We start from the raw sequence: 24,855 nt of genomic DNA on the forward strand, positions 1-24,855 counted from the left end.
GAAATAAAGGGAGTGGGCACATGCAACAAACATCAATCATTCCAAAACCAAAAACATACGGACCTTTAAAAAATATTCCTCATATCAAAAAAGGAGAGCTTTCTCAAACCTTTTGGCGGCTGGCAGATGAATTAGGGCCGATCTTTCAGTTTGAATTTTCAAAAGCAACAAGTATTTTTGTTTCCAGCCATGAACTTGCCAAAGAAGTATTTGATGAGAGGCGTTTTGATAAATTCATTGGAAGCAGTCTCAATAAAGTGAGAACATTTTCAGGGGATGGGTTATTCACTAGTTGGACAGAAGAGCCGAATTGGAGAAAGGCTCATCACATCTTGATGCCGGCGTTTAGCCAGCAGGCCATGAAGGGCTATCATGAGATGATGCTCGATATTGCCACACAGCTTGTACAAAAATGGCAAAGAACGGGTCGTGATGAAGAAATTGAAGTAGCAGAGGATATGACAAAGCTCACTTTAGATACGATCGGGCTATGCGGTTTTGATTTTCGATTTAACAGCTTTTACAAAGAAAATCAACATCCATTTATTGAAAGCATGCTGAATGGCTTAAATGAAGCGATGGATCAAGCAAGCAGATTGCCGGTCGCAGATAAATTAATGATCAAAAGAAGAAAAGAATTTGAACAAGATGTTGAATTTATGAAGCAATTAGTAGATGACATTATTCAAGAACGGAAAAAACAAGATAAAACGGGCAATGATTTACTTTCTCTCATGCTACATGCAAAGGATCCTGAAACAGGTGAACGCCTGTCAGATGAAAATATCCGTTATCAAATCATTACCTTCTTAATAGCAGGTCATGAAACAACAAGTGGATTGTTGTCATTTGCGATTTATTTTTTACTAAAAAATCCAGACAAATTAAAAAAAGCCGTACAAGAAGCAGACGACGTGCTACAAGGCGGACTGCCGACATTTAAGCAGGTTCAAAAACTAAGTTATACGCGTATGGTCTTAAATGAAGCACTTCGCCTCTGGCCGACGGCGCCTACGTTCTCTCTTTATGCGAAAGAGGATACAGTCATTGGAGGGAAATATCCGATCAAAAAAAACCAAAGTGTCAGTGTGCTGCTTCCTAAAATACATCGGGATCAAGCGGTTTGGGGGGAGGATGCAGAAGAATTCAAGCCTGAACGTTTTATGCATCCTGAAAAAATTCCACAGCATGCCTATAAACCGTTCGGAAATGGCCAGCGTGCATGTATTGGGATGCAATTTGCCCTTCATGAAGCCACGATGGTTTTGGCGATGGTTCTGCACAACCTTGAACTGATTGACCATACGTCGTATGAACTGGATTTAAAAGAATCTCTGACGATTAAGCCGAATGATTTTAAAATCAAAGTGCGGCCAAGAAAGCAGCAATTCTTTATGGCGCCTCCGAAAGAAGAACCAACAAAAAGCACGGCATCTGCTGAAGTGAAAATAGCGAGTCATGGAACACCGCTATTGGTCTTGTACGGATCAAATTTGGGCACAGCAAAGCAGATGGCAAACGAATTTGCTGAAGACGGGAAAGCAAAAGGGTTTGACGTGACAACGGCACCGCTTGATGATTATACTCGGAAGTTACCAGAGTCAGGCGCAGTTTTAATTGTAACGGCTTCATACAACGGGCATCCGCCTGATCATGCGAAACAGTTTGTGGATTGGGTGACGCAAGATGAGGAGCAGGATCTATCAAACGTGACATTTGCAGTCTTTGGGTGCGGGGATCGAAATTGGGCGAGCACGTATCAGCGTATTCCTCGTCTGATTGATGAAGCACTTGAAAGAAAAGGGGCGAAGCGTGTAACGGATATTGGTGAAGGCGATGCGGGCGGTGATATGGATGAAGATAAAGAAACATTCCAGAAGACAGTCTTCGATGAGCTTGCAAAAGAATTCAATTTAACCTTGCAGGAGAAACGCCAAGAAAAGCCAAACCTATCCATTGCATATACGAATGAGCTAGTGGAACGTCCTGTAGCTAAAACATACGGTGCCTTTTCAGCTGTTGTATTGAAAAATCAAGAATTACAATCTGAAAAAAGTACCCGCCAAACAAGGCATATCGAACTTCAATTACCTGAAGGCAAGCACTATAAAGAAGGAGATCATATCGGAATCGTGCCAAAAAATAGTGCAACACTCGTTCAGCGAGTGACCGATCGTTTCAAGCTGGATCCAGAGCAGCACATGATACTCTCTTCGGAAAAAGAAGCAAGTCATTTACCTTTAAATCAGCCAATTCAAGTCGGAGAATTGCTGGCGTCACATGTAGAGCTGCAAGAGCCTGTGACACGTACTCAGCTAAGAGAACTTGCAAAATATACGGTATGCCCACCTCATCGTATTGAACTTGAACAAATGGCGGGAGACATTTATCAAGAAGCTGTATTAAATAAGCGTGTGACCATGCTGGATTTACTAGAACAATACGAAGCATGTGAACTGCCATTTGATCATTTCTTAGCCCTTTTACCAGGATTGAAGCCTCGTTATTACTCGATCTCCAGTTCGCCAAAGGTGGATGAAAAGAGGCTTAGTATCACAGTAGCTGTTGTGAAAGGAAAATCATGGAGCGGACGCGGTGAATATGCAGGCGTCGCATCAAACTATTTATGCGGACTGCAAGAAGGAGATGAAGTGGCCTGCTTCCTTCATGAAGCTCAAGCAGGATTCGAATTGCCGCCTTCTCCTGAAATACCAATGATCATGATTGGACCAGGAACAGGTATCGCCCCGTTTAGAGGGTTCATTCAGGCAAGGGAAGCATGGCAAAATGAAGGGAAGTCGTTAGGTGAAGCCCATCTTTATTTTGGCTGCCGCCACCCGCATGAAGATGATCTGTATTATGACGAAATGCAGCTTGCACAAGAAAAAGGAGTCGTCACCATCCACCGTGCTTACTCTCGCTACGAGGAGCAAAAAGTGTATGTCCAGCACTTCATTAAAAATGATGGAGCCAAGCTCATTGAATTGCTCGACAAAGGCGCCTACCTGTATATTTGTGGGGATGGAAAGGTCATGGCACCAGATGTCGAGGCAACGCTTATTGAACTGTATCAGACTGAGAAACAGTGTGCGAAAGAAACAGCTGAACAATGGCTGACATCTCTAGCCAATGACAACAGATATGTAAAAGATGTATGGAGCTGATCATGTTGAAAAGAAGACAAAGGGCTAAAATAAATCACATTTTAGCCCTTTGTCAACAATCTTGAAACCGCCAAAATGGCGGTTTTTTCTTTTTTCATAGAGAGATCGCTAGAATAAATATTTGGAAGATACGAAACACCTAATTTACAAATGAAATATTTTGTAAAAAATAAGAATATTCTCTCATTTACTCCAATATGAAACAATCGTATCATTTTTGATATAGGACATAAAGGAGGAATATGATGAAAAAGGTGAAAAAATTAATCCCTTCTCTACTCGTTTTTGGTGCTTTAAGTGTGCCTAGTTTTGCCCATGCAGCATCTGATTCAGTACTTACGTCTGATTATGACATGGTGACTTCTGACGGAAAGGTGATTTCTTCAGCTGACTTCCACAATGATATGAAAACCCCCTCATCCTTTGACAAAGTGGATGATCTCTCTTCTACTATTGGCGAAAAAGTAAAACCACTCACAAAATATTTAAAAGACTTTCAAACAAAAGTAGTCATTGGAGACGATGGTAGAACAAAAGTGACGAATACAAGAGTAGCACCCTACAACTCTATTGCTTATATTACATTTGGTGGATCTAGCTGCACCGGAACACTCATTGCTCCAAACAAAATATTGACAAACGGACACTGCGTCTACAATACAGCTACAAGAAGCTATAGTGCAAAAGGGTCTGTCTACCCAGGCATGAATGACAGCACGGCTGTGAACGGCTCAGCAAACATGACCGAATTCTATGTACCAAGCGGATATATCAACACGGGGGCGAGTCAATATGATTTTGCCGTCATTAAAACAGATACGAACATTGGAAATACGGTCGGCTACCGCTCTATTCGTCAAGTGACAAATCTAACAGGTACAACGATTAAAATTTCTGGATATCCAGGTGATAAAATGAGATCGACTGGCAAAGTGTCACAATGGGAAATGTCAGGTCCAGTCACGAGAGAAGATACGAATCTCGCATACTATACGATCGATACATTTAGCGGAAACTCTGGCTCTGCGATGCTAGATCAGAACCAACAAATCGTTGGGGTCCATAATGCGGGTTATTCAAATGGAACGATCAACGGCGGACCAAAAGCGACTGCTGCCTTTGTTGAATTTATCAACTATGCGAAGGCGCAGTAAAAAATAGAACAATTAGCTTGTTTCCTTTACAGGGGACAGGCTTTTTTTATCGTCAAATGCAGAAAAGTTTCTTTTTTTGTTCATCACTATTTCATATTTACAAGCTATGCTGAATGAAATAAATGAAAAAGAAAGAAGAGATATGAGTGAAAAATAAAAAAATAGATATGATATTGTTGTTGATTTTACTGATCGCAGCTTTTCTCTACACTTATCAAATTTGGCAGAATGACAGTGCCAATCAATATTATTTAGCTGCAGTCAAAAGTATGTCCAAAAGCTTCCATCACTTTTTTTATACCTCGTTTGATGCAGCTGGATTCGTATCAATTGATAAACCACCCGTCGTTTTATGGATTCAAACCATCAGTGCACTTATTTTTGGCTTTCATACATGGAGTGTGATATTGCCGCAGGCACTTGCTGGAGTGGGGTCTGTTCTTCTTCTTTATCTCATGATAAAACCGGCTTTCGGTCAAGGTGCTGCAAGGGTGTCAGCGGCCGTTATGGCTCTCACGCCAATTGCCGCAGCTGTAAGCAGAACGAACAATATCGACAGTATGCTTGTCTTCACATTACTTGCGGGTACATATTTCTTGATGCGTGCTGTAAAAAGCGGAAAGATGCGCTGGCTTCTTATGGCCTTCGCTTTGGTAGCGGTAGGATTTAATATGAAGATGCTGCAAGCGTTTATGGTCGTTCCAGCATTTATTTTCTACTATTTCATTGCTGCTCGCATACCGTTAAAAAAGAAAATTTTCTCTCTTTTATGCTCGATCGTCGTATTAGTCTGCTTATCTCTATCGTGGGCAGTTGCTGTAGATATGACAGCTGAAAGTGAGCGCCCTTATGTGGGAAGCAGCCAAACAAATTCAGTGTTAGAACTTGCCTTTGGGTATAACGGCACGGAACGGCTGCTTGGTCAGACGACAGGGAAATCCTTTGGTGACATGAACCAGCAAGCAGGTATGATGATGCCAGACAATTCTGGATTAGGAAATTCGTCAGAGGATCAGTCAAACAGAAATCAGCCGCCTCCATCCCAAAATCAAATGATGCCACCTCAACATGGTTCAGGTAGTGGTTCTCCGCCTGGAAGTGCTGTAGGTCAACAAAGTATGAATATGTATGGCACTGGGAATCCCGGTATATTTCGTTTATTTCAATCTGCATTGTCAGGTCAAATCAGCTGGATGCTGCCGTTTGCTTTGTTTGGGCTTTTAGGGATGATCATCAGCTGGTGGAAGGAGAGAAAAGCTCAATTAAATGAATGGAAACAAACGATGTTTTGGACAGCATGGCTGATTCCTGCTGCCGGATTCTTTAGTATTGCGGGTTTCTTTCACCATTACTATCTCATTATGCTTGCCCCGCCTATTGCAGCACTATGTGGCATAGGAGCTAAGAAGATGGGAGAGTTATTTAAGGCAAACAAAGGAGTATCTGCGTATTTGCTTCCAGCAGCAATCGCTGTTACAGCCATCTTCCAAGGGTATATTTTGAGTAACTATACGACTCAAATCAGTAGTATTTGGATGTATGCCATTGCCATTGCGGGAACAAGTATCGCTATCCTATTGCTGATGTACAGAGAAAAACAATTGATCATGAAACGACTGCTCATCACTGCTTTGACAACGCTGTTACTGTTTCCAGGTTTTTGGTCCGCCACCCCAATCATATATGGTGGAAATGCTGTTCTTCCAGAGGCAGGTGTACAGCTGGCTAGTTCACGAGGTGGGAACATGTTTACATCTAGTGTCGATCAAGGCTTACTCACTTATTTAAAGGCTCATCAAACAGGTGAAACGTATTTATTTGCAACGCTTACGACTGTTACCGCAGCGCCATATATCATTGATGAAGATGAGAATGTCATGGCTTTAGGCGGTTTTAATGGGACAGATCCTATTTTGACTGTCAACAAATTAAAAGCACTTATTCAACAAGGAAAGGTGAAATACTTTTTATTACCAGACAATCAGTCATCAGCTAACAGCAAATTGGTTAGCTGGATTAAATCACATGGTACAGTCATCTCATCTGAAGAATATAAACGATCCACATCAGCTGAAGAGGGGATGCCATCCGAGATGTCTTCACAAAACGAAACATTATATAGAGTAGATGAAATATCTTAAGTAGAACAAGGCGAATGATGAAGAGATCATTCGTTTTTTCTTATGGATCAGTATCCAGGAAGATTCAGCTCATGTTTTTCACATGTCATCACTCAGCCACTCATACATTAAAAATGACTCATTCCCTTCAAGTCAACATCATTTCATCAAAAGTATGAGGAGGTCACGAGCTTTTGAAGATGAGAAAAGGCTGGATCGCTGCTGTCGTTCTTTGTTTTGTCATTTGGATGGGTGCGTTATTAGGTGGTTTTGGAGAGGATCGTTCCGCAAAAGGAGCAGATCGTTATGATCATGTGATTCAATTTCCTAAGGAACGGTATCCTGAAACAGGCAGTCATATTCAAGAAGCTATTCGAAAAGGGCACTCAGACGTGTGTACCATTGACCGAAATGGGGCAGATGCCCGCAGGCAAGAATCATTAAAAGGAATTCCCACAAAACCTGGTTTTGACCGGGATGAATGGCCGATGGCGGTGTGTCTTGAAGGAGGAAAGGGGGCGAGCGTTCAATATGTCAGTCCATCAGATAATAGAGGCGCTGGTTCATGGGTCGGGCATCAAATCAGCGGGTATCCTGACGGGAAACGAATTTTATTTATTGTTAAATAAACATAGACAAGAGGCTCCTTGAGAGGGGCTCTTTTTGTTCAACAGGAGCGTATTCGAGCTAGCAGGTACAAAAGATTCAGTGGTACAATCAATCCATCAGGTACAAAGACTGACAAGTAGAAAATGTGAAGGGACATATGCTTATGGAAAAGAACCGTGCATTATACGATTTTTTCATGCAACATGCAGAGAAACTGACTGAAACATGGTATGAATCAATTGAGGATGATGATCCAGAATCCATTTATCGTTCAACAGATTCCAGCATCATAGCAGAGCTAAAACGGCAAAATCAAGATTATTATCAGCATTTTATCCGCGCACTTATTGAAGACAAGACGTATTTACATACGAAATTTAAAAAATGGTCTGAAGACTTAGCAAGTGATCCGAAGCACTTGAACACGCCATTAGATTACGTCGTGAGAGAATATATGTCCAATCAAAGGGTGGTTCTTCATTACTTAAAAGAGTTTATAAAACAGCATCAAGGTGATATTGACATTGACCGAATATTTTATTGGTATGATTTGATATCTGAGGCATTTAACATTTCAATTCATGTCTTTATTCAGCAATATGTGAAAAATACCACCAAAAAACTCGTTGCACAAAGAGACATGATTTATGAGCTGAGTTCCCCAGTCATTGTGTTAAAAAGTCATGTTGCCTTATTGCCTTTAGTTGGAGATATTGACACTGCGCGAGCAAAGATTATCTTAGAAAATACATTAAAACAGTGTTCGCAAAAAGGTGTTCAACATTTATGTATTGATTTATCAGGTGTCGTCATCATTGATACGATGGTAGCACATCAAATCTTTGATCTTGTCACGTCACTTCGGTTAATTGGGGTTGATACGACCATTTCAGGCATTAGACCAGAAATTGCTCAAACGGCTGTACAGCTTGGACTTCCTTTTAATGAATTTCAAACGGCTTCATCACTTGCTCACGCTTTAGATCGTATGACTGAATTTTCATCCATATAAAAACCAGGCCTAGTGAACGGCCTGGTTTTTTATTTAGATCACAGCGTCAATTTTTGTTACTTTCCACTCTTTTTGTACTTTCTCGAAAGTGACAGTACGTTTTACTTTGCGTCCATCAAGTGTTGGAACTGTGAATTCGTATGTGCGGATTGTACTTTTCTTAGAGACGAGTTTAGGTGTTGCCTTATCCCAATTAAGCATATTGTCTCCATCACCAACTGGCACAGCCATTTTTCCTTTATGAACGATGAACTGATAGTCTTTTAAACCGTGAGTAATGGCATCTTTTGTGAAAACTTGAGATAGATAGCTGTTTAGTTTTTTCTTTGTGTCAAATGTTTTAGACAGGTAGTTGTAAGTCATATCTTTATAAGTAAATGATTTTAATTTGTAATCTGAATGCTCTTTAATGTTGTAGCCTGACATCGCACTCCAAAAGTGTTCTCTTGCATCAAGGGCAATATGTAACGCTTCTTTATTTGTCAAAGCGGCTGATTTTTTGGAAGCGGCCAGTGTTGTTGTTTGTAATGAGATCATAAGCATAATAGCGGTTAATAAAACAAATAATTTTTTCAAGGCGATTGCCTCCTTTTCTCAATGAAAACTTCTTATGTTACAAATGTTACAATAGTTACAGAGATATTACAAGTATTAAATCTAAATGTTTTTTATTTCTTTTCTTTCTACATATATAACGTTTGAGGGAGACAAAAAGTTTTCATTTTTTTATTTTTTTCTTCCTCATTAGTATTTAACCGTTCTAAAGAAGAATAAAACGTCTTTTGGAAAGATTTCTATTTGTCTCCTCAACACTCTTTTTTTATGTATGACATATACTGTCGTGATGAATGTCTAAGAAAGTGGTGTTTAGTATGTATAATCCATATGAAGGTACGTGGAATGGGTACTTGTACGATCGGCAGGTACAAAGCATGCCGGCGTTTCCTATTTCTCAAGTTGGAGGATTTCCCGGATTGCCATTCGGAGGGACTGGGCAAGGGCAAGGTGCAGGAGGACAGTCGGTCCCGCCAGCCCCGCCGCAGCATATCATCTCGCAATATCAACAAGCAGTTTCTCAGCCTCAAAGTATGCAGCCGCTCATTGCAGGGCAGAGTGTAGGCGGAAGCCAGCAAACGGTTCAATTTGCAGCTGGATGTAATAGAAGGTGGACCATTGTGTTCCTTAGAAACGGTCAAGTATTTCTCATGTATGTTCTTTCCTCGCAGCCTTTTGGCCGTACAACGGGTTTCATATGGCCGAACTTTACATTTGGCTCGTTCCCAAGCTCTAGTATTCTTGCATATTCTTGTTCATAAAAGAAAAAGCCGGCTCTCATCAGCAATTGATGAAATACCGGCTTTTTTTAATGAATATTTCTAAATACGCCAATCACTTTACCTAGTATACTCACATTCTGTAAAATAATCGGTTCCATTGATGGATTCTCGGGCTGTAATCTAAAGTGTGTATCTTCCTTATAAAAACGTTTCACTGTTGCTTCATCTTCTTCTGTCATAGCCACCACAATATCTCCATTGTTGGCAGTGCTTTGCTGACGCACAATGACGTAGTCTTTGTCCAAAATACCTGCATCAATCATACTTTCTCCCATAATTTCAAGCATAAATACTTGTTCATCTGGCGCTGCAAAAGTTTCTGGAAGTGGGAAATATTCTTCTACATTCTCAACAGCCGTGATAGGCAAGCCTGCTGTGACTTTTCCGATGACTGGAACATTCATTACAGCGCTTTTTGGAATATTCATTTCCTCTTCATCTAGTACTTCGATCGCTCTAGGTTTCGTTGGGTCTCTTCTAATTAAACCTTTCGTTTCTAGTCTAGCTAAATGTCCATGGACAGTTGAACTTGATGCTAGACCGACAGCTTCGCCAATTTCACGAACGGATGGGGGATAACCCTTGCTTTTTACTTCTTCTTTTATGAATTTCAGGATATCGAGTTGTCTTTTTGATAGCTTCGTCATCTTTTGCACCTCAAAACGTCAATTTTAAAGAAATTATAGCATGTTTTTCCTAACAGTACAAACATAGGTTCGAAAAAAACGTTTGACAGAAACGTTTGTTCGTATTTATAATGAGTGTCAGAAAGAACGAACACACATTCTATTAGGAGAGATGACATTATGAGGTTAAAGGAATCTATTATTTTTATTGGGCTATTCTCATTCATCGTTGGCATATTTCTCTCACTTATTGCAGTCACTAGCCATAATGATCCAAATCAATATGTTAAAATAGAGGTTCAATCAGGTGATACTCTTTGGGGATTAGCTGATCAAGTAAACGACAGTAAATCAATCGATAAAAATGCTTTTATTGACTGGGTAACTGAACACAATGATCTCGCTTCAACTGACATCCAGCCGGGAGATATCCTTGTGATTCCAGTTAAAAAAGAGCATCCAGTCGTATATCAACTTGCAACAGTACAGTAGAAAGGTCGATTGAAGACATGAATGCAATCATTTATGCGAGAGTAAGTACTGCCAAAGAAGAGCAAGAAACCTCGCTTAAAAGACAAGAAGAAGAACTGCTTGCTTTAGCTGCAGCGCACAAGATGAATGTAGTCAAAGTGATTAAAGAAAAAGCGAGTGGATACGATCTTGATCGTGACGGTGTTTTTGACATGCTAGCTGCGCTGAAAGAGGAAGAAATCGATGCTGTTCTCATTCAAGATGAGACACGCCTTGGAAGAGGGCAGGCGAAAATCGCTCTTCTTCATTGTCTGTTTAAAGAAAAAGTCAAGGTGTACAGCGTATTTCATAGAGGAGAGCTTGAGCTTTCAGAAGCAGACGAAATGGTCATTGAAATTGTAGGCGTTGTAGAAGAGTATCAGCGTAAAATTCATAATTTGAAAATTAAGCGTGGGATGAAAAAAGCTGTTGAGCGAGGGTATCAACCCGAACTAAATTTAAAACACCAAGAACAGGCGCCTGGCCGCGAACGTATTGAAGTACCGATTTCTGAAATTGTTCGATTAAGAAAAAACAACATGACATTCGCTGAAATTGCAGTGACATTGCAGGCACTTGGTTTTGACATTTCAAAAGCAACCGTCCATAGAAGGTACCAAGAATATGAAAAAGGGCTTGCGACTTAAAGCGTGATTTGTTGTAAAAATGACTGATATTTAGTAGTATGTAGAGAAAATGTTTTAAAGGAGTTTGTCATGATTTCTAAAGAACAGCTTGCAAGAATCAATGAGCTTTCAAAAAAGTCGAAAGAGACCGGTTTGTCGGACGCTGAGAAAACAGAACAGAAGCAATTAAGAGAGGAATATTTAAAGGCTTTTCGTTCTTCTATGAAAAATACACTCAAAACCGTGAAAATCGTCGATCCAGAAGGAAACGATGTCACACCAGAAAAATTAAAAAGAGAAAGAGACCAGAATCTTCATTAAAGGTCATCATTTCTTTATTTTTGAAAAGATGGGAGAAATATTCTCATCTTTTTTCATATTTGCATAAGTTTTTAGGTGATCGATAAACTAAATGTGACAAAATCCTTCTTTTTCGGCGTGAAATAGTTGTGAAAAAAGGACAGTAGATTTATGATAATGGTGTACACAAGATACGGAAGGGGATTTATATGGAAACGATTGAATTGAAATCTATTGCAACAATACGTACTCTCTCCATAGACGCAATTGAAAAAGCGAATTCCGGTCACCCTGGAATGCCGATGGGCGCTGCACCAATGGCATACGCTTTATGGACGAATCACTTAAACGTAAGTCCGCAAAATCCAAATTGGTTTAACAGAGACCGTTTTGTGTTATCTGCGGGACATGGCTCTATGCTTTTATATAGCATGCTTCATTTAAGCGGATACAATCTGAGCATCGAAGATTTAAAACAATTCCGCCAATGGGGAAGCAAAACACCTGGACATCCTGAGTTTGGACATACAGAAGGCGTAGATGCGACAACAGGTCCTTTAGGACAAGGGATTGCGATGGCTGTTGGAATGGCACTTGCAGAAAGACATCTTGCAGAAACGTATAACAAAGATAACTTTAATGTTGTGGATCACTATACATACAGCATTTGCGGAGATGGAGACTTAATGGAGGGCATTTCCTCTGAAGCTGCTTCACTTGCTGGTCATTTAGGCTTAGGCCGTTTAATTGTTCTTTATGATTCAAATGACATTTCTTTAGATGGCGACCTCGATCGTTCTTTCTCTGAAAATGTGAAGAATCGTTTTGAAGCGATGAATTGGGAAGTTCTTTATGTAAAAGACGGCAATAACATTGAAGAAGTGACGGCTGCCATTGAAAAAGCCAAACAAAGTACAGACAAACCTACACTTATTGAAGTGAAGACGACGATCGGTTTCGGATCTCCAAACCGTGCGGGAACGTCTGGGGTGCACGGTGCACCGCTTGGCAGTGAGGAAGCGAAGCTAACGAAGGAAGCTTATTCTTGGACGTTTGAAGAAGATTTCCATGTACCTTCTGAAGTGTACGATCATTTCAAAACAGCTGTTAAAGACGCTGGACAGAAAAAAGAAGCAGCGTGGAATGAACTGTTTGAGCAATATGAAAAAGAATATCCAGAACTAGCAGCTCAGCTGAAGCTTGCGATTGAAGGAAAACTTCCTGAGAATTGGGATCAAGAGGTTCCTGTTTATGAAGCAGGTTCAAGCCTTGCCTCTCGTGCCTCTTCGGGAGAAGTATTAAATGGCATTGCAAAACAAGTACCATTCTTTATTGGCGGGTCTGCTGACCTTGCTGGATCAAATAAAACAACAATCAAAGATACAACTGACTTTGGCAGAGAGAATTACGCTGGCAGAAACATTTGGTTTGGTGTGAGAGAATTCGCAATGGGTGCAGCATTAAACGGTATGGCACTTCACGGCGGACTTCGAGTATTCGGCGGAACATTCTTTGTTTTCTCTGACTACTTAAGACCTGCCATCCGTCTTGCTGCATTAATGGGACTTCCTGTCACTTATGTATTTACGCATGACAGCATTGCGGTTGGGGAAGATGGACCAACGCATGAGCCAGTTGAACAGCTCGCTTCATTACGTGCGATGCCTAACCTTTCTGTGATTCGTCCAGCTGATGGAAACGAAACAGCTGCAGCATGGAAAATTGCTGTATCTTCAACGAATAAACCGACAGCGCTTGTTCTTACTCGTCAAAACCTTCCAACGATTGATCAAGCACCAGAGAAGGCGTATGAAGGCGTAGAAAAAGGTGGATATGTCGTCGTTGAAGCAGCTGATGCACAGCCAGAAGCTCTTCTACTTGCTTCAGGATCTGAAGTAGGTTTAGCCATTGAAGCGCAAAAAGCACTTGAAAAAGAAGGCATTCGCGTTTCTGTCGTGAGCTTACCTGCATGGGATCGCTTTGATGAGCAGTCAGACGAATACAAAGAGTCCGTCCTTCCTAAAGCAGTGAGAGCACGTGTTGCAATCGAAATGGGTGCTTCACTTGGCTGGGAACGTTACACTGGCCTTGATGGCGATGTGATTGCGATTGATAAATTTGGCGCTTCTGCACCAGGCGAAACCATTATTGAAAAATACGGTTTCACTGTCAGCAACGTGGTGAGCCGCGTAAAAGCAAAGCTGAATAAATAATCAGTCTCCAAGCATCATGCTTTTTTGCAGTCGGTTTGCAGAGCTTTTCACTATGCTCTGCAAACTTTTTTCTTTTTTCTTGTTTTTTTGACAAAACTAGTTTCTTCTTGCTTCATATATAGACAATTCTTTCTTTCACATTTTTGTATAATACAAGCAATAAGCGAGATTGACGAAATGTGAAAGGAAGGGATAGACATGGAACGCCATTATTATATTTATTGGATTGAGGATGAGTTTGCTCATCATTATTTTGGTAGAGAATCTATTTTGTTTCATTTGTTTGAATCGTTACACTGGACGAACCGCAGTGATGATGAATTAGTCATGCTTGTTAAGCAAGTGGATTATGTAACGAAACGAATCCCTGCTTTTCATATGCACCAGCGTTTAATGAACAATTTAACCAACATTCACTATACACAAATAGGCTCAATATACAGTGCATCGCTGCCAGATGGAAAAGGCACAGCCGCATTCATTATAAAAGACCGTTACATTCAAATGTCTGCCACAGGCAGTTATGAGGCAGAAGCGGTGTTTTTTGAAGTACTCAGAAAAATTAGTCCTTGTTTCCTGGCTATGGACTTTGGATCAAAGAAGCATGGGTGGCTCAATCCGGTAAAAGTGATGAATTTTGTTTAAAAAAATAAAATTGAACGTGAGATGTTGTATAATAGCCTTTTGTTTAGTACACTTTATACGAGACAACATGAAGGAGGAAGAATTATGGATTTATGGGTTGTCATCCTTGTAGGCGTTGTTGCACTGCTTGCAGGAGTTGCACTCGGATTCTTTATTGCTCGTAAGTATATGATGAGCTACTTGAAAAAGAATCCACCAATTAATGAACAAATGCTTCGAATGATGATGATGCAAATGGGCATGAAACCGTCCCAAAAGAAAATCAATCAAATGATGAAAGCCATGAACAACCAAGCGAAATAATACGTACGTTATTATGATCATAGATGGAACATGGTCCCTAAAGATTGGACAAGCGATGTCCTTTCTTTATTGAAGTCACCTTCATCAGACGCATAAAACCACTGTACTTGCATGAATAAAGCAGGGAAAGTGGTTTTTATTTTGTCGTGAACTGTTCGTTAAAGACAAAACAAAAAACCCCTGTGAGCAGAGGTTTTCGTTTCTTTTATTGTCACACATATCAACTTTTCTAAAATCGTGCGGCATTTGTTTCTATCTTGAGATATCATTAGTTGGCTGAGTTTGAGTGTAAGTGTCGTTGATATTGTAAGAGGAGATGATCTAGCTGCTGGCTATGTTCGATGGTCACTGTTGACGTCATCCCATTATGCAAGACAACTTTCATCAACTCTTCTCTTTTTTCTTCAATTTGAGTTAATAATGATGTTTTTACCAAAGTCATGTTCCTTTCATGCAAATCTTGATAAAAAGAATCGGTTCTATTATATCCATTTTAAGGTTTATTTTCAAATTTAAAGGGTTTGGTATCTTGATGTCAAATTAAATTATATAAGGTTTTAAGAGATTAGACCATCTTTATTGAGATGATGTAAAAAAAATGAAATGAATTTGTCATCTCTTATTGTATATTGTAAGAAGGGGGTGTTCTTTTGTCAGATTTGAATTACTTTTTAGCGTTTGGAGCAGGGTTTCTTTCTTTTATCTCACCGTGCTGTCTGCCACTTTATCCAGCCTTTTTATCCTATATTACGGGCGTTAGTATAGATGAAGTGAAATCTGAGAAGGTGATGCTGAGAAGGAGAAGTCTTCTTCATACATTATTCTTTTTAATTGGATTCTCTCTCATTTTTATTGCCATTGGATTTGGGACATCGTTTGTTGGGAAGTTTTTCATTGAATATCAAGATGTGATTCGTCAAATTGGTGCCATTCTCATTATTTTCTTTGGCTTTATGATTCTTGGTGTATTTCAGCCTTCTTTTTTAATGGGAGAAAAGAGGTTGCAGTTTAAAAATCGTCCAGCCGGTTTTTTTGGATCGATTCTCATCGGAATGGGTTTTGCTGCTGGTTGGACACCATGTACCGGCCCGATTTTATCAGCTGTCATCACACTTGCCAGCAACAAGCCAGAGTCCGCTGTGACCTACATGATTGCGTATGTATTAGGTTTTGCTATCCCATTTTTTGTTCTTTCCTTTTTCATCACAAAAATGGCTTGGATCAGAAAGCGTCAGCAGCTCATTATGAAAACTGGCGGGATTATTATGATCGTGGTAGGAATCTTGCTGTTCTTTGATCTTCTGACGTGGATCATTATTATGTTCTCATCATTATTTGGAGGATTTACTGGTTTTTGAAATCGTTTTCTACAGTCGCGGCGAATGGTTTTTTTTCGTCAATTGGAGTATATTATACATAGGCTGACCTTAAAGAATAAAGGAATGATTTGATATGATGATCATAATTTCTTCTATAGTGGCGGTATGTATGGCGGTAGCCGTCATGTTTATTCGCATTAAATCATCTGCAAAACCTGCAACCGCGAAAAAAATTATTTTACCTCCTATCTTTATGAGCACTGGTGCACTGATGTTTTTTGTGCCAATGTTTCAAGTAACTGGAGCTGAATTTTTAGAGGCGATTACTGTAGGGATGTTTTTCTCTATCTTTTTAATTAAAACATCGAAATTTGAAATTAGAGGCAATGAAATCTATTTGAAGCGTTCAAAAGCATTTGTGTTTATTCTTATTGGGCTTCTTGTCCTTCGTATCGGAATGAAGACGATTTTAAGCTCTTCCATTGATTATGGTGCGCTCAGCGGGATGTTTTGGATTCTAGCCTTTGGCATGATTGTCCCTTGGCGGATTGCGATGTATTTGTCGTTTAGAAAGATATCTAAACAATTAGATGTGCAGCAGGCCCAAATAAATTAAACCTCCTTTTTAAAAAGGAGGTTATTTTAATAAAGATTCATATGGTGAATGGTCGATCTTTTTTTCTTGAAGGCGCTTTAGTAGAAATTTATGATCCCGCTTCGGTGTAGCGATAATATAGCCGCGAATGATTAAGTCTAAATTAATGCTGGCCGCTTGTTCTTTAAGTGCCAGCTCGCCAATTTTACCGGCGATTTTTTCTTTGGCGACATCTCTAAACAGCTCTGGAACCGGTAATACTAGCTCATTTAATAGCTGTTTGTCTTCATCGCGCCATAGGTGCAGGCTCTTTTGAATATATTCATCCTGCCAATCAAGCTCTGATTTCCCGTCTTCTTTCGGCAATCGTTTTAAAAACTTGCGAAACATAAAAAAGCCACCGATTGCTAGTAATCCAATCATCACTGTACCCCAAAATAAAATGAACCACAAAAACCAGCCGCTTAACATGTTCTCACTCCCTATATCCCTTCTCTCTATTCTATTTTACACGAAGGGAAGGTAGAAGAAAATAACAAAAATGTATGTGTTTTTTTTATTAACGCCTTTTTTGATTAAGAGGCGCCCATTTACTAGAATGACCCAAACCATTTAGTAGAAAAGGAATACATTATTGTATAGCGACTCTACTATTTGGCCATGGTGGTTCGCACAAGGTATTGACTTGAAACGAACGGAAGAGAGCCCGCCTGTATACAGGCGGGCTCTTAATGTTTGAAGTGTGGCATTTGAAAGGAAAATGCTCCGTCTTGACGATGGGCATCCTTTTTGATTTTGATTGATATGATTCGGTTTTCGTAATCTGTATCAATGTCTTTGTCATTCAAATAAAAAGGGAGCATGACACTTTTTTCAATCGGCTGTTCTCTTTCATCAATCAAATAAGCGAGGATGAGCTCACATCCGGAAAAGGTCAGTTTTAAATCAGTGATCGATAGGGCGGAGAGGTCGATCTCAATAATATAATCACGGCTCGTTTCATAAAGATCGATTGCGAGCTGTTCGTCATACCATGCAAAAGGATCGTCCATTAATACACTCAGCCAATCATCTATTTCAAGAAAATCAGAGGAATTCACTTGCTTTTCATTCTCCATAAACACTCCTCCATCACATCTCATAATAAATCATATGATGAAAGCTGAAATGTGTGAAAGACCTAAAACATCCCGTTTGGTCACGGGCTTTAGAGAAAATGTTTACATATCATGATGTGAATTGTGCTTTTGTCTTGTATGATTGCGGTTTTTCACTTTTTTACTGCCTGATAGTGGCTCAGGCTGCCCGCCTTGATGTTCTTTAGGAGAGTTTTGACGTATGTCTTTCCCTGTGTTTTTGTTCGTCATCATTTCTTGCTCCTTTCTTATTGGTTTTTTTTACGCTTTTTATTGTTTTGCTTTTGTTCTTCTGTTAAAACGAGCTGATCATTTTCTATATAACCTGCACCATTTCCTTGACTTTTGGCTGCGTTCATGCCGTCAATGACATGATTTGCTTTTCTTTTTGTCATGTTCTATCACCTCAGCATTAGTATGAACCCGTGCTGCTCAGTTTATGAAGAGTAATCATTTCCTCATGATAAGCTAAACTTATTGAATTTAATAAAAGCATTGTTATTTACTTATGTATGAATTTGTTTTAAGATGAAATTGTGAGAAAATTGTGGTGAAATACGACGATTTTTCTGAGAATTGAAATTGATCTTGATCATCAAAAGGGGGATTTTGGACATGTCGAAACAGCAGCAAGTCGCTAAACAAGACGCTTTTCAATCTAGAAAAACGTTTTCGACAAATGGGAAAACGTATCACTATTATTCGTTAGAAGCACTAGAGAAACAAGGAATCGGAAATGTTTCTAAGCTGCCTTATTCCATTAAGGTACTTTTAGAATCAGTGCTTCGCCAAGTAGACGGTAGAGTGATCAAAAAGGAACACGTTGAGAACTTGGCAAAATGGGGAACTGCCGAGGTAAAAGAAATTGATGTTCCATTTAAACCTTCTCGTGTTATTTTACAAGACTTCACGGGTGTGCCAGCTGTCGTTGACCTTGCTTCTTTAAGAAAAGCAATGGCAGATGTGGGCGGAGACCCAGATAAAATCAACCCTGAAATTCCAGTTGACCTGGTCATTGACCACTCTGTACAAGTCGATAAAGCTGGAACTGAAGATGCATTAAACATTAACATGGATTTAGAATTCGAACGTAACGCAGAGCGTTATAACTTCCTTAGCTGGGCAAAGAAAGCGTTTAACAATTATCAAGCTGTTCCGCCTGCAACAGGGATCGTTCACCAAGTGAACTTAGAGTATCTTGCAAGTGTTGTTCATGCAATCGAAGAAGATGGCGAGATCATCACTTACCCAGATACATTAGTTGGTACTGACTCACATACAACAATGATTAACGGTATCGGTGTACTTGGATGGGGCGTTGGCGGTATCGAAGCAGAAGCTGGTATGCTTGGTCAGCCTTCATACTTCCCAGTACCAGAAGTTATTGGTGCTAAATTAGTTGGAGAGCTTCCAAACGGAACAACTGCAACTGACCTTGCCTTAAAAGTGACACAAGTTCTTCGTGAAAAAGGCGTAGTTAACAAGTTCGTCGAGTTCTTCGGACCTGGTGTTGCACAATTGCCGTTAGCAGATCGTGCAACAATTGCAAACATGGCGCCTGAATACGGTGCTACTTGCGGATTCTTCCCAGTAGATGAGGAAGCTCTTGCTTACCTTCGCCTTACTGGACGTGATGAAGAGCAAATTAATATCGTTGAAGAATATTCTCGCGCAAATGGCTTATTCTATACGCCAGATGCAGAAGAGCCAATCTTTACTGATGTTGTGGAAATTGATCTTTCTCAAATTGAGTCAAACTTATCTGGTCCAAAGCGTCCACAAGATTTGATTCCACTTTCTCAAATGAAAGAGACGTTCCATAAACACATCGAAAGCCCAGCTGGTAACCAAGGGTTTGGCTTAGAAAAATCAGAGCTAGACAAACAAATCGAATTTGATCTAGCAAATGGTGAAAAAGCTGTGATGAAGACAGGTGCGATTGCCATTGCAGCGATTACGAGCTGTACGAATACATCGAACCCATACGTCTTAATCGGAGCAGGTCTTGTTGCGAAGAAAGCAAGTGAGCTTGGCATGAAGGTGCCAAACTACGTGAAAACGTCACTAGCGCCAGGTTCTAAGGTTGTAACAGGATACCTCGTGAACTCAGGACTTCTTCCATACTTAAGAGACCTCGGATTTAACATCGTTGGGTATGGCTGTACAACATGTATCGGAAACTCCGGACCGCTTGAAAAAGAAATTGAAGATGCTGTCTCTGAAAATGATTTGCTGATCACTTCTGTTTTATCAGGTAACCGTAACTTCGAAGGTCGTATCCACCCGCTTGTAAAAGGAAACTACCTTGCATCTCCACCATTAGTTGTGGCTTATGCACTTGCTGGTACGGTGAATATTGATTTAACAAAAGATCCGATCGGTGTCGATAAAAATGGTGAGAACGTTTATTTCAATGACATTTGGCCATCAATGGATGAAATCAACAGCGTCGTGAAAAGCACTGTCACACCTGAGCTATTCCGTTCAGAGTATGAAACTGTTTTTGACAACAATGACCGCTGGAATGAAATTAAAACGACAGACGATGCATTGTATAAATGGGATGAAAATTCCACATACATTGATAACCCGCCATTCTTCGAAAACTTATCAGTTGAACCTGGTAAAGTTGAACCACTTAAAGGATTGCGCGTAGTGGCGAAGTTCGGTGATTCTGTCACAACAGACCATATTTCTCCTGCTGGAGCGATTGGTAAAGACACACCTGCAGGTAAATACTTGCAAGAAAGAGGCGTATCGCCTAGAGACTTTAACTCATACGGATCTCGCCGTGGTAACCACCATGTTATGATGAGAGGTACTTTTGCAAACATCCGTATTAAGAACCAAATCGCACCAGGAACAGAAGGCGGGTATACAACGTACTGGCCAACTGGTGAAGTGACATCGATTTATGATGCATGCATGCGTTATAAAGAAGATGGAACTGGTCTTGCGATCTTAGCAGGTAAAGATTACGGAATGGGTTCTTCACGTGACTGGGCTGCAAAAGGAACAAATCTTCTTGGAATTAAATTCGTTCTAGCGGAAAGCTTTGAGCGTATCCACAGAAGTAACCTTGTCTTCATGGGCGTACTTCCTTTACAGTTTAAAGACGGAGAAAGTGCAGAAACTTATGGACTAACAGGAACAGAAACATTCGAAGTAGATGTTGATGAAACAGTTCGTCCGCGTGATCTTGTCACTGTAAAAGCAATTGATACAGATGGCAACGAGAAAACATTTGAAGTAATTGTTCGCTTTGACAGTGAAGTCGAAATTGACTACTACCGTCATGGTGGTATCCTTCAAATGGTATTGCGTGAAAAATTGGCAAGCAACTAATAAAGCAAAGAAGAGAAGGCGATTAGACAGCTTTCTCTTCTTTTTTAACATAGTGGAGGATCAATCATGTGGAAAAAAGGAATGGCAAGCGCTGTTTTACTTGTGTTGATTGGTTTACTTGCATGGAATGTATTCGGACCAAAAGAACCTGCCATCGGTCTTGAAACAGGGGACAAAGCCCCTGATTTTGAGCTCAAAACCCTTGATGGCAAAACGGCATCGTTATCTGATTATCGAGGGAAAAAAGTACTCCTCAATTTTTGGGCGACATGGTGTAAGCCTTGCCGAACAGAAATGCCAGATCTAGACGCAATTAGAAGTGAAAATGACCAAGTTGAGGTACTAGCGGTGAATTTGACGAACACTGAAAAGAGTGTGGATCACGTCGCCTCATTTATTGATGAACTTAAGGTCAGTTTTCCTGTTTTATTAGATCAAAAAGGTATTCAAGCGAGATATCAGGTACTTTCCTATCCGACGACATACATACTAGATGAAAAAGGGCGTATCCTGTCTGTAAAGCATCAAATGCTCACAAAAAAAGAAATTGAAAAAGAGCTGGATCTATAATGATTCAGCTCTTTTTTGCTTATTTTCTAAATGTTTTGGCGAAAATGGTATGAACAGAGTGGAGGTGGTGATAGACATGAGAAGAAGAAAGCGCCGTACATTTGAAGAACTTGTGCTTGAAAATAAAAAAGAATTATTAAGCAATGAGGAATTTTTAAACCAGCTTGAAGAAAAGTTGGAAGAGCGATTTAGACAGAAATAAGTTATGATTTATCCTTTTTCGTTCATCCTAAAGAAGAGGGAGGGATGAATGATGGGTAGAGAGCATGATAAACAAGCGCAGTTTACACCAGACCATTTAGGGACAAAACCTGTAGCATACAAACGAAATAAAGGCAAAAAGATGCATAATAAATCCAATGAACAGCCTGATGTGATACAGACGAAGGGCGAATAATAGGAGGGAAGCATGATGAATGACAAGTCATATCAATCCAATCCAGATGATCGTTCTGACAATGTTGAGAAGCTGCAGGATATGATCGAAAACACACTTGAAAATATTGATGAATCTGAAGCAGCTATGGGTCTTTCAACAGAGGAAGAAAAGCAGATGATCAAGCAAAAAAATGAAAACCGTAGAACAAGTATTGACGCAATGCGTTCTGAAATAAAGGACGAGGAAGCAGCAAGAAAGAGCGGTTACACTGAATAAACCAGGGATTCCTGGTTTATTTTATTGCCTCTTTTTAGAAGAACCATTTGGAATGTGGTAAAATGTCAGAGACGTTAGGTTTTGATAGGAGAGCGATGAAAACGTGTATGTATCTAAAAAAGAAATAGAAGTCCGTTATGCAGAAACAGATCAAATGGGCATTGTGTATCATGCCAACTATTTAATTTGGATGGAAGTCGGCAGAACAGCGTTAATTAAAGAATTAGGCTTTTCCTATGCCCAGTTAGAGGCAGACGGTGTCCTTGCACCTGTTGTCGATCTTCAGGTTCAATATAAGAAACCACTACTGTACGGTGAAACGGCTACAGTTCACACATGGATAGAAGAATATAACGGCGTGAAAACAGTGTATGGCTATGAAATACAAAAACCTGATGGACAAACGGCTATTACAGGGACCACCTCACATATTTGTGTGGACAAAGAAACCTTTAGACCGATTCAATTTAGAAAAGCTTTCCCTGCATGGCACAGCGTATACGAACAGTCCAAGAAGCAGGTTTGATTCATGGCATTTGGTATTAAAAGAAAGGATCTAAATGCTTGGAAATCAGCTGTTCGGCAAGGGAATGTGGCCTTTTTGACACACTATTGGCTTGATGACCGTTTTCCGCATGCGAATACTGTTACAAAGGCAGCCTGTCAGGATATGGAGCAATTAATCGCTTGGGGACAAAAGCATGGATTAAAGAAAGAATGGATCCATGTTCGCGAAGGTTTTCCTCATTTTGATCTCATCGGTGATTCGCAAAAACGGATTTTGCAAAAAGAGCGGTCGTTAGGAAACATTCAGGAGTATGGACTTTATATTGAGTGATAAACAAAAAAGATACCCGAGGGATGAGGTATCTTTTTTGTTTATTCATAATGAAATTCTGGTTCTTTCACGGACTCGTTATAATCAATATGCAGATCATGGTTGTCAAAATACCAAATATCACTTTCTTCCACAAAGAAAGTAATGCCTTCTACTTCAGCGGTTGCGCCTGCATTTTGAGGTTCATCTTTTGCGACGCCGAGAGAAAAGCCTTTTTGTACATTACTGCACCCGCCATATCTGACAAAAAAGCGAACATGATCACCTTTTTCTAAATCCAGTTCATTCTTGTACCAATTGAGTGCATCATCTTTTATCGTTAATTTCAATGTGATCGCCCCTTTTTGAAGTCATGCTGTTTTTAAATGCAGGATGCAAAAACAGCTTTTCTTTACTTTTACCACATATTTAAATTGATGAAACGGCTAAAGCCATTTGATTTTCGGTTCAGTTTTGTTGAGAATTCGTTTGAGGTTGGCGATGTGTCTGAAGATCACAAAGCCAGCAAGAACAGCAACAACAATAATTAAAAATAGATCTTGGGTGAATATGCTGTAAATGAATGTGTAGATCCCAGTCAGCATAGATGATAATGAAACATATTTACTAATGTATAAAAATAAGAAAAAAGCAGCGATCATCGTGATAAATAAGAACGGGGCATAAAATAACAGCACGCCGCCTGATGTAGCGACCGCTTTTCCCCCTTTAAATTTTGCAAAGACAGGAAAGCTGTGACCGATAACAGCAGCAACTCCTGCTAATAAGGGATGAATGTCCAGTTGCATGAAAAACGGTAAAGCCGAAGCAAGAGTCCCCTTTAAAATATCAGCTGTGATAACGATGGACCCTGCTTTCACACCTAGTGTACGGAATGCATTCGTCGCACCTAGATTCCCGCTGCCATGTTCACGGATATCGATTCCCTTTGCAGCTTTCCCGACAATGAGACCTGATGGAATACTGCCGAGAAGATAAGCCAAAATAAACATCAAAGCAATTAACATCTGCATAACTCCTTTATATTCTCCCTCTTGTCTTACATTTTAACATGATCTTATGAAAAACATGGCGATCTTTTTTTGAAAAAAACGATGGCCGATGAATTCAGCTTTGTTTTTAACAAGAAATTCGCTAAAATAGAAGAAAAGGAGTGTCTGGATGAATCATCCTTCAAAACAAGAAATTGGGCGTATATTAAAAAGCAGTAAGCGAATTGCAGTTGTAGGTTTGTCAGATCAGCCGCACCGAACGTCCTATATGGTTTCAAAAGCCATGCAAGATGCCGGTTATGACATCATTCCTGTCAATCCAACGATTGATGAAGCACTTGGGGTAAAAGCGGTCGCCTCTTTAAAAGACATAAAAGAGCCTGTTGATATCGTCAATGTCTTTAGACGTTCTGAGTTTTTGCCTGAGGTGGCGAAAGAATTTCTTGAAATAGACGCACCTGTTTTTTGGGCGCAGCAAGGCGTATATCATGAAGAGGCAAAAAGGCTGATTGAGGAAAATGGCAAGGTCGCCATCATGGACTTATGTATCAAAGTGGCTCATGCGATGACAAAAACTCATTAAATCGTCAAAAATCCTTGGTTTTTCAAGGATTTTTGCTTTTTTGTTGCAGAAATATATTTGCGATTCTAGAAGAAAGCGATAAAATAAGGCGACAGGGACCTATCGGTGACCTTGCATATCGAGAAAAAGAGCGATAAGATAAATATAGAACATTTGTTCTGTTTTGCTAAAACCATCATATGATTGCATTTGGCTTATGAAAC

General features: G+C 40.0%; 31 protein-coding genes. 22 read left to right on the forward strand and 9 right to left on the reverse strand.

The genetic code is table 11. The features are described from left to right. The first annotated feature begins 20 nt into the window (after nt 1–20). The 5 genes from NST24_RS09010 (at nt 21) to NST24_RS09030 (ending at nt 8,059) form a co-directional block, all read left to right on the forward strand. Complete coding sequence (locus NST24_RS09010) at nt 21–3,164, forward strand: bifunctional cytochrome P450/NADPH--P450 reductase (RefSeq protein ID WP_342462576.1); 3,144 nt, start codon at nt 21–23, stop codon at nt 3,162–3,164. 245 nt (nt 3,165–3,409) lie between these two features. Continuing rightward, nucleotides 3,410–4,318, forward strand: a complete 909-nt coding sequence (locus NST24_RS09015; RefSeq protein WP_008343827.1) for a trypsin-like serine protease — start codon at nt 3,410–3,412, stop codon at nt 4,316–4,318. 146 nt (nt 4,319–4,464) lie between these two features. Next, nucleotides 4,465–6,459 (forward strand): glycosyltransferase family 39 protein, encoded by a 1,995-nt coding sequence (locus tag NST24_RS09020; RefSeq protein ID WP_342462577.1) that lies wholly within the window; start codon nt 4,465–4,467, stop codon nt 6,457–6,459. A 227-nt stretch (nt 6,460–6,686) separates the two neighbouring features. Beyond that, entirely contained in the window at nt 6,687–7,067 is a 381-nt protein-coding gene (locus NST24_RS09025) for a NucA/NucB deoxyribonuclease domain-containing protein (protein ID WP_224559893.1), read from the forward strand. Nucleotides 7,068–7,210: 143 nt separating this feature from the next. Continuing rightward, nucleotides 7,211–8,059 carry an STAS domain-containing protein gene (locus NST24_RS09030; protein WP_017359585.1) on the forward strand — a complete coding sequence of 283 codons (849 nt, stop codon included), beginning with the start codon at nt 7,211–7,213 and terminating at the stop codon, nt 8,057–8,059. A gap of 33 nt (nt 8,060–8,092) precedes the next feature. Here NST24_RS09030 and NST24_RS09035 read toward each other — a convergent pair whose 3' ends face one another. Beyond that, nucleotides 8,093–8,635: an IseA DL-endopeptidase inhibitor family protein gene (locus tag NST24_RS09035; RefSeq protein ID WP_024719089.1), complete on the reverse strand. Its 543-nt coding sequence runs from the start codon at nt 8,633–8,635 to the stop codon at nt 8,093–8,095. 296 nt (nt 8,636–8,931) lie between these two features. Between NST24_RS09035 and NST24_RS09040 the strand changes: the two genes are divergently transcribed. Beyond that, nucleotides 8,932–9,375 carry a hypothetical protein gene (locus tag NST24_RS09040; RefSeq protein ID WP_008343821.1) on the forward strand — a complete coding sequence of 148 codons (444 nt, stop codon included), beginning with the start codon at nt 8,932–8,934 and terminating at the stop codon, nt 9,373–9,375. A 47-nt stretch (nt 9,376–9,422) separates the two neighbouring features. Here NST24_RS09040 and lexA read toward each other — a convergent pair whose 3' ends face one another. Further along, on the reverse strand, nt 9,423–10,043 hold the full coding sequence (gene lexA / locus NST24_RS09045; protein ID WP_007499350.1) for a transcriptional repressor LexA: 621 nt from the start codon (nt 10,041–10,043) through the stop codon (nt 9,423–9,425). Between the two features lie 159 nt (nt 10,044–10,202). Between lexA and yneA the strand changes: the two genes are divergently transcribed. The 6 genes from yneA to NST24_RS09075 all read left to right on the forward strand — a co-directional run bounded on the left by yneA (nt 10,203) and on the right by NST24_RS09075 (nt 14,619). Continuing rightward, nucleotides 10,203–10,514 (forward strand): cell division suppressor protein YneA, encoded by a 312-nt coding sequence (yneA, locus tag NST24_RS09050; RefSeq protein WP_007499348.1) that lies wholly within the window; start codon nt 10,203–10,205, stop codon nt 10,512–10,514. Nucleotides 10,515–10,531: 17 nt separating this feature from the next. Beyond that, a complete protein-coding gene (locus NST24_RS09055; RefSeq protein WP_017359583.1) occupies nt 10,532–11,179 on the forward strand; it encodes a recombinase family protein in 648 nt (215 codons plus the stop codon). 69 nt (nt 11,180–11,248) lie between these two features. Further along, the gene (locus tag NST24_RS09060) at nt 11,249–11,479 is read left to right on the forward strand and encodes a DUF896 domain-containing protein (protein WP_039167715.1); all 231 of its coding nucleotides are present in this window, start codon (nt 11,249–11,251) and stop codon (nt 11,477–11,479) included. Nucleotides 11,480–11,667: 188 nt separating this feature from the next. Further along, complete coding sequence (gene tkt / locus NST24_RS09065; protein ID WP_041507217.1) at nt 11,668–13,671, forward strand: transketolase; 2,004 nt, start codon at nt 11,668–11,670, stop codon at nt 13,669–13,671. 198 nt (nt 13,672–13,869) lie between these two features. Continuing rightward, nucleotides 13,870–14,316, forward strand: coding sequence for a sporulation inhibitor of replication protein SirA (gene sirA, locus NST24_RS09070; protein WP_041507216.1), 447 nt, complete (start codon nt 13,870–13,872; stop codon nt 14,314–14,316). Between the two features lie 84 nt (nt 14,317–14,400). Continuing rightward, nucleotides 14,401–14,619 carry a YneF family protein gene (locus tag NST24_RS09075; protein WP_003212379.1) on the forward strand — a complete coding sequence of 73 codons (219 nt, stop codon included), beginning with the start codon at nt 14,401–14,403 and terminating at the stop codon, nt 14,617–14,619. A gap of 268 nt (nt 14,620–14,887) precedes the next feature. Here the strand turns inward: NST24_RS09075 and NST24_RS09080 are convergent, their stop codons facing one another. Continuing rightward, a complete protein-coding gene (locus tag NST24_RS09080) occupies nt 14,888–15,055 on the reverse strand; it encodes an aspartyl-phosphate phosphatase Spo0E family protein (protein ID WP_008343814.1) in 168 nt (55 codons plus the stop codon). Nucleotides 15,056–15,269: 214 nt separating this feature from the next. On the opposite strand from NST24_RS09080, the gene NST24_RS09085 reads away from it, so the two are divergent. Continuing rightward, the gene (locus NST24_RS09085) at nt 15,270–15,977 is read left to right on the forward strand and encodes a cytochrome c biogenesis protein CcdA (protein WP_342462578.1); all 708 of its coding nucleotides are present in this window, start codon (nt 15,270–15,272) and stop codon (nt 15,975–15,977) included. Between the two features lie 94 nt (nt 15,978–16,071). Then, nucleotides 16,072–16,554, forward strand: coding sequence for a cytochrome c biogenesis protein CcdC (locus NST24_RS09090; RefSeq protein ID WP_041507215.1), 483 nt, complete (start codon nt 16,072–16,074; stop codon nt 16,552–16,554). 21 nt (nt 16,555–16,575) lie between these two features. Here NST24_RS09090 and NST24_RS09095 read toward each other — a convergent pair whose 3' ends face one another. The 4 genes from NST24_RS09095 to sspO all read right to left on the reverse strand — a co-directional run bounded on the left by NST24_RS09095 (nt 16,576) and on the right by sspO (nt 18,064). Then, nucleotides 16,576–17,004 (reverse strand): DUF2621 domain-containing protein, encoded by a 429-nt coding sequence (locus NST24_RS09095; RefSeq protein WP_007499335.1) that lies wholly within the window; start codon nt 17,002–17,004, stop codon nt 16,576–16,578. A 257-nt stretch (nt 17,005–17,261) separates the two neighbouring features. After that, complete coding sequence (locus tag NST24_RS09100) at nt 17,262–17,651, reverse strand: Hsp20/alpha crystallin family protein (RefSeq protein ID WP_342462579.1); 390 nt, start codon at nt 17,649–17,651, stop codon at nt 17,262–17,264. A 102-nt stretch (nt 17,652–17,753) separates the two neighbouring features. Continuing rightward, nucleotides 17,754–17,900 carry a small acid-soluble spore protein P gene (locus NST24_RS09105; protein WP_003211331.1) on the reverse strand — a complete coding sequence of 49 codons (147 nt, stop codon included), beginning with the start codon at nt 17,898–17,900 and terminating at the stop codon, nt 17,754–17,756. Between the two features lie 17 nt (nt 17,901–17,917). Beyond that, the gene (sspO, locus tag NST24_RS09110) at nt 17,918–18,064 is read right to left on the reverse strand and encodes a small acid-soluble spore protein O (RefSeq protein WP_017359581.1); all 147 of its coding nucleotides are present in this window, start codon (nt 18,062–18,064) and stop codon (nt 17,918–17,920) included. 220 nt (nt 18,065–18,284) lie between these two features. On the opposite strand from sspO, the gene acnA reads away from it, so the two are divergent. The 7 genes from acnA (at nt 18,285) to NST24_RS09145 (ending at nt 23,077) form a co-directional block, all read left to right on the forward strand. Further along, nucleotides 18,285–21,014, forward strand: a complete 2,730-nt coding sequence (acnA, locus tag NST24_RS09115; RefSeq protein ID WP_008343808.1) for an aconitate hydratase AcnA — start codon at nt 18,285–18,287, stop codon at nt 21,012–21,014. 66 nt (nt 21,015–21,080) lie between these two features. Then, nucleotides 21,081–21,584 carry a TlpA disulfide reductase family protein gene (locus tag NST24_RS09120; RefSeq protein ID WP_008343807.1) on the forward strand — a complete coding sequence of 168 codons (504 nt, stop codon included), beginning with the start codon at nt 21,081–21,083 and terminating at the stop codon, nt 21,582–21,584. Nucleotides 21,585–21,660: 76 nt separating this feature from the next. Further along, nucleotides 21,661–21,786: an FbpB family small basic protein gene (locus tag NST24_RS09125; RefSeq protein ID WP_003211002.1), complete on the forward strand. Its 126-nt coding sequence runs from the start codon at nt 21,661–21,663 to the stop codon at nt 21,784–21,786. Nucleotides 21,787–21,837: 51 nt separating this feature from the next. Further along, the gene (locus NST24_RS09130) at nt 21,838–21,981 is read left to right on the forward strand and encodes an acid-soluble spore protein N (protein WP_008357830.1); all 144 of its coding nucleotides are present in this window, start codon (nt 21,838–21,840) and stop codon (nt 21,979–21,981) included. Between the two features lie 15 nt (nt 21,982–21,996). Beyond that, nucleotides 21,997–22,239, forward strand: a complete 243-nt coding sequence (gene tlp / locus NST24_RS09135; RefSeq protein WP_017359579.1) for a small acid-soluble spore protein Tlp — start codon at nt 21,997–21,999, stop codon at nt 22,237–22,239. Between the two features lie 103 nt (nt 22,240–22,342). Next, nucleotides 22,343–22,765, forward strand: a complete 423-nt coding sequence (locus NST24_RS09140) for a thioesterase family protein (RefSeq protein WP_008343800.1) — start codon at nt 22,343–22,345, stop codon at nt 22,763–22,765. Nucleotides 22,766–22,768: 3 nt separating this feature from the next. Next, on the forward strand, nt 22,769–23,077 hold the full coding sequence (locus tag NST24_RS09145) for a hypothetical protein (protein WP_024719080.1): 309 nt from the start codon (nt 22,769–22,771) through the stop codon (nt 23,075–23,077). A 41-nt stretch (nt 23,078–23,118) separates the two neighbouring features. Here the strand turns inward: NST24_RS09145 and NST24_RS09150 are convergent, their stop codons facing one another. Together NST24_RS09150 and plsY are read right to left on the reverse strand one after the other, a co-directional pair. Continuing rightward, complete coding sequence (locus tag NST24_RS09150; protein WP_008343795.1) at nt 23,119–23,406, reverse strand: HesB/YadR/YfhF family protein; 288 nt, start codon at nt 23,404–23,406, stop codon at nt 23,119–23,121. A gap of 96 nt (nt 23,407–23,502) precedes the next feature. Beyond that, complete coding sequence (plsY, locus tag NST24_RS09155) at nt 23,503–24,084, reverse strand: glycerol-3-phosphate 1-O-acyltransferase PlsY (RefSeq protein ID WP_008343794.1); 582 nt, start codon at nt 24,082–24,084, stop codon at nt 23,503–23,505. A 154-nt stretch (nt 24,085–24,238) separates the two neighbouring features. On the opposite strand from plsY, the gene NST24_RS09160 reads away from it, so the two are divergent. Next, nucleotides 24,239–24,652, forward strand: a complete 414-nt coding sequence (locus NST24_RS09160; protein WP_007499324.1) for a CoA-binding protein — start codon at nt 24,239–24,241, stop codon at nt 24,650–24,652. Nucleotides 24,653–24,855 lie beyond the last annotated feature (203 nt).

This window comes from Bacillus sp. FSL R5-0286 (genome assembly GCF_038593245.1).
Taxonomy (GTDB): Bacteria; Bacillota; Bacilli; order Bacillales; family Bacillaceae; genus Bacillus; species Bacillus altitudinis.

Bases quoted from the DNA above. Each gene is read 5' to 3' on its own strand.
- NST24_RS09095 (WP_007499335.1), bottom strand. From the start codon at position 17,004: ATGTTAAGCGGCTGGTTTTTGTGGTTCATTTTATTTTGGGGTACAGTG.
- acnA (WP_008343808.1), top strand. From the start codon at position 18,285: ATGTCGAAACAGCAGCAAGTCGCTAAACAAGACGCTTTTCAATCTAGA.
- NST24_RS09055 (WP_017359583.1), top strand. From the start codon at position 10,532: ATGAATGCAATCATTTATGCGAGAGTAAGTACTGCCAAAGAAGAGCAA.
- NST24_RS09060 (WP_039167715.1), top strand. From the start codon at position 11,249: ATGATTTCTAAAGAACAGCTTGCAAGAATCAATGAGCTTTCAAAAAAG.
- plsY (WP_008343794.1), bottom strand. From the start codon at position 24,084: ATGTTAATTGCTTTGATGTTTATTTTGGCTTATCTTCTCGGCAGTATT.
- sspO (WP_017359581.1), bottom strand. From the start codon at position 18,064: ATGACAAAAAGAAAAGCAAATCATGTCATTGACGGCATGAACGCAGCC.
- sirA (WP_041507216.1), top strand. From the start codon at position 13,870: ATGGAACGCCATTATTATATTTATTGGATTGAGGATGAGTTTGCTCAT.
- NST24_RS09025 (WP_224559893.1), top strand. From the start codon at position 6,687: ATGGGTGCGTTATTAGGTGGTTTTGGAGAGGATCGTTCCGCAAAAGGA.
- NST24_RS09015 (WP_008343827.1), top strand. From the start codon at position 3,410: ATGAAAAAGGTGAAAAAATTAATCCCTTCTCTACTCGTTTTTGGTGCT.
- NST24_RS09010 (WP_342462576.1), top strand. From the start codon at position 21: ATGCAACAAACATCAATCATTCCAAAACCAAAAACATACGGACCTTTA.
- NST24_RS09130 (WP_008357830.1), top strand. From the start codon at position 21,838: ATGGGTAGAGAGCATGATAAACAAGCGCAGTTTACACCAGACCATTTA.
- NST24_RS09100 (WP_342462579.1), bottom strand. From the start codon at position 17,651: ATGGAGAATGAAAAGCAAGTGAATTCCTCTGATTTTCTTGAAATAGAT.
- NST24_RS09090 (WP_041507215.1), top strand. From the start codon at position 16,072: ATGATGATCATAATTTCTTCTATAGTGGCGGTATGTATGGCGGTAGCC.
- tlp (WP_017359579.1), top strand. From the start codon at position 21,997: ATGAATGACAAGTCATATCAATCCAATCCAGATGATCGTTCTGACAAT.
- lexA (WP_007499350.1), bottom strand. From the start codon at position 10,043: ATGACGAAGCTATCAAAAAGACAACTCGATATCCTGAAATTCATAAAA.
- NST24_RS09120 (WP_008343807.1), top strand. From the start codon at position 21,081: ATGTGGAAAAAAGGAATGGCAAGCGCTGTTTTACTTGTGTTGATTGGT.
- NST24_RS09030 (WP_017359585.1), top strand. From the start codon at position 7,211: ATGGAAAAGAACCGTGCATTATACGATTTTTTCATGCAACATGCAGAG.
- NST24_RS09125 (WP_003211002.1), top strand. From the start codon at position 21,661: ATGAGAAGAAGAAAGCGCCGTACATTTGAAGAACTTGTGCTTGAAAAT.
- tkt (WP_041507217.1), top strand. From the start codon at position 11,668: ATGGAAACGATTGAATTGAAATCTATTGCAACAATACGTACTCTCTCC.
- NST24_RS09145 (WP_024719080.1), top strand. From the start codon at position 22,769: ATGGCATTTGGTATTAAAAGAAAGGATCTAAATGCTTGGAAATCAGCT.
- NST24_RS09040 (WP_008343821.1), top strand. From the start codon at position 8,932: ATGTATAATCCATATGAAGGTACGTGGAATGGGTACTTGTACGATCGG.
- NST24_RS09160 (WP_007499324.1), top strand. From the start codon at position 24,239: ATGAATCATCCTTCAAAACAAGAAATTGGGCGTATATTAAAAAGCAGT.
- NST24_RS09105 (WP_003211331.1), bottom strand. From the start codon at position 17,900: ATGACGAACAAAAACACAGGGAAAGACATACGTCAAAACTCTCCTAAA.
- yneA (WP_007499348.1), top strand. From the start codon at position 10,203: ATGAGGTTAAAGGAATCTATTATTTTTATTGGGCTATTCTCATTCATC.
- NST24_RS09075 (WP_003212379.1), top strand. From the start codon at position 14,401: ATGGATTTATGGGTTGTCATCCTTGTAGGCGTTGTTGCACTGCTTGCA.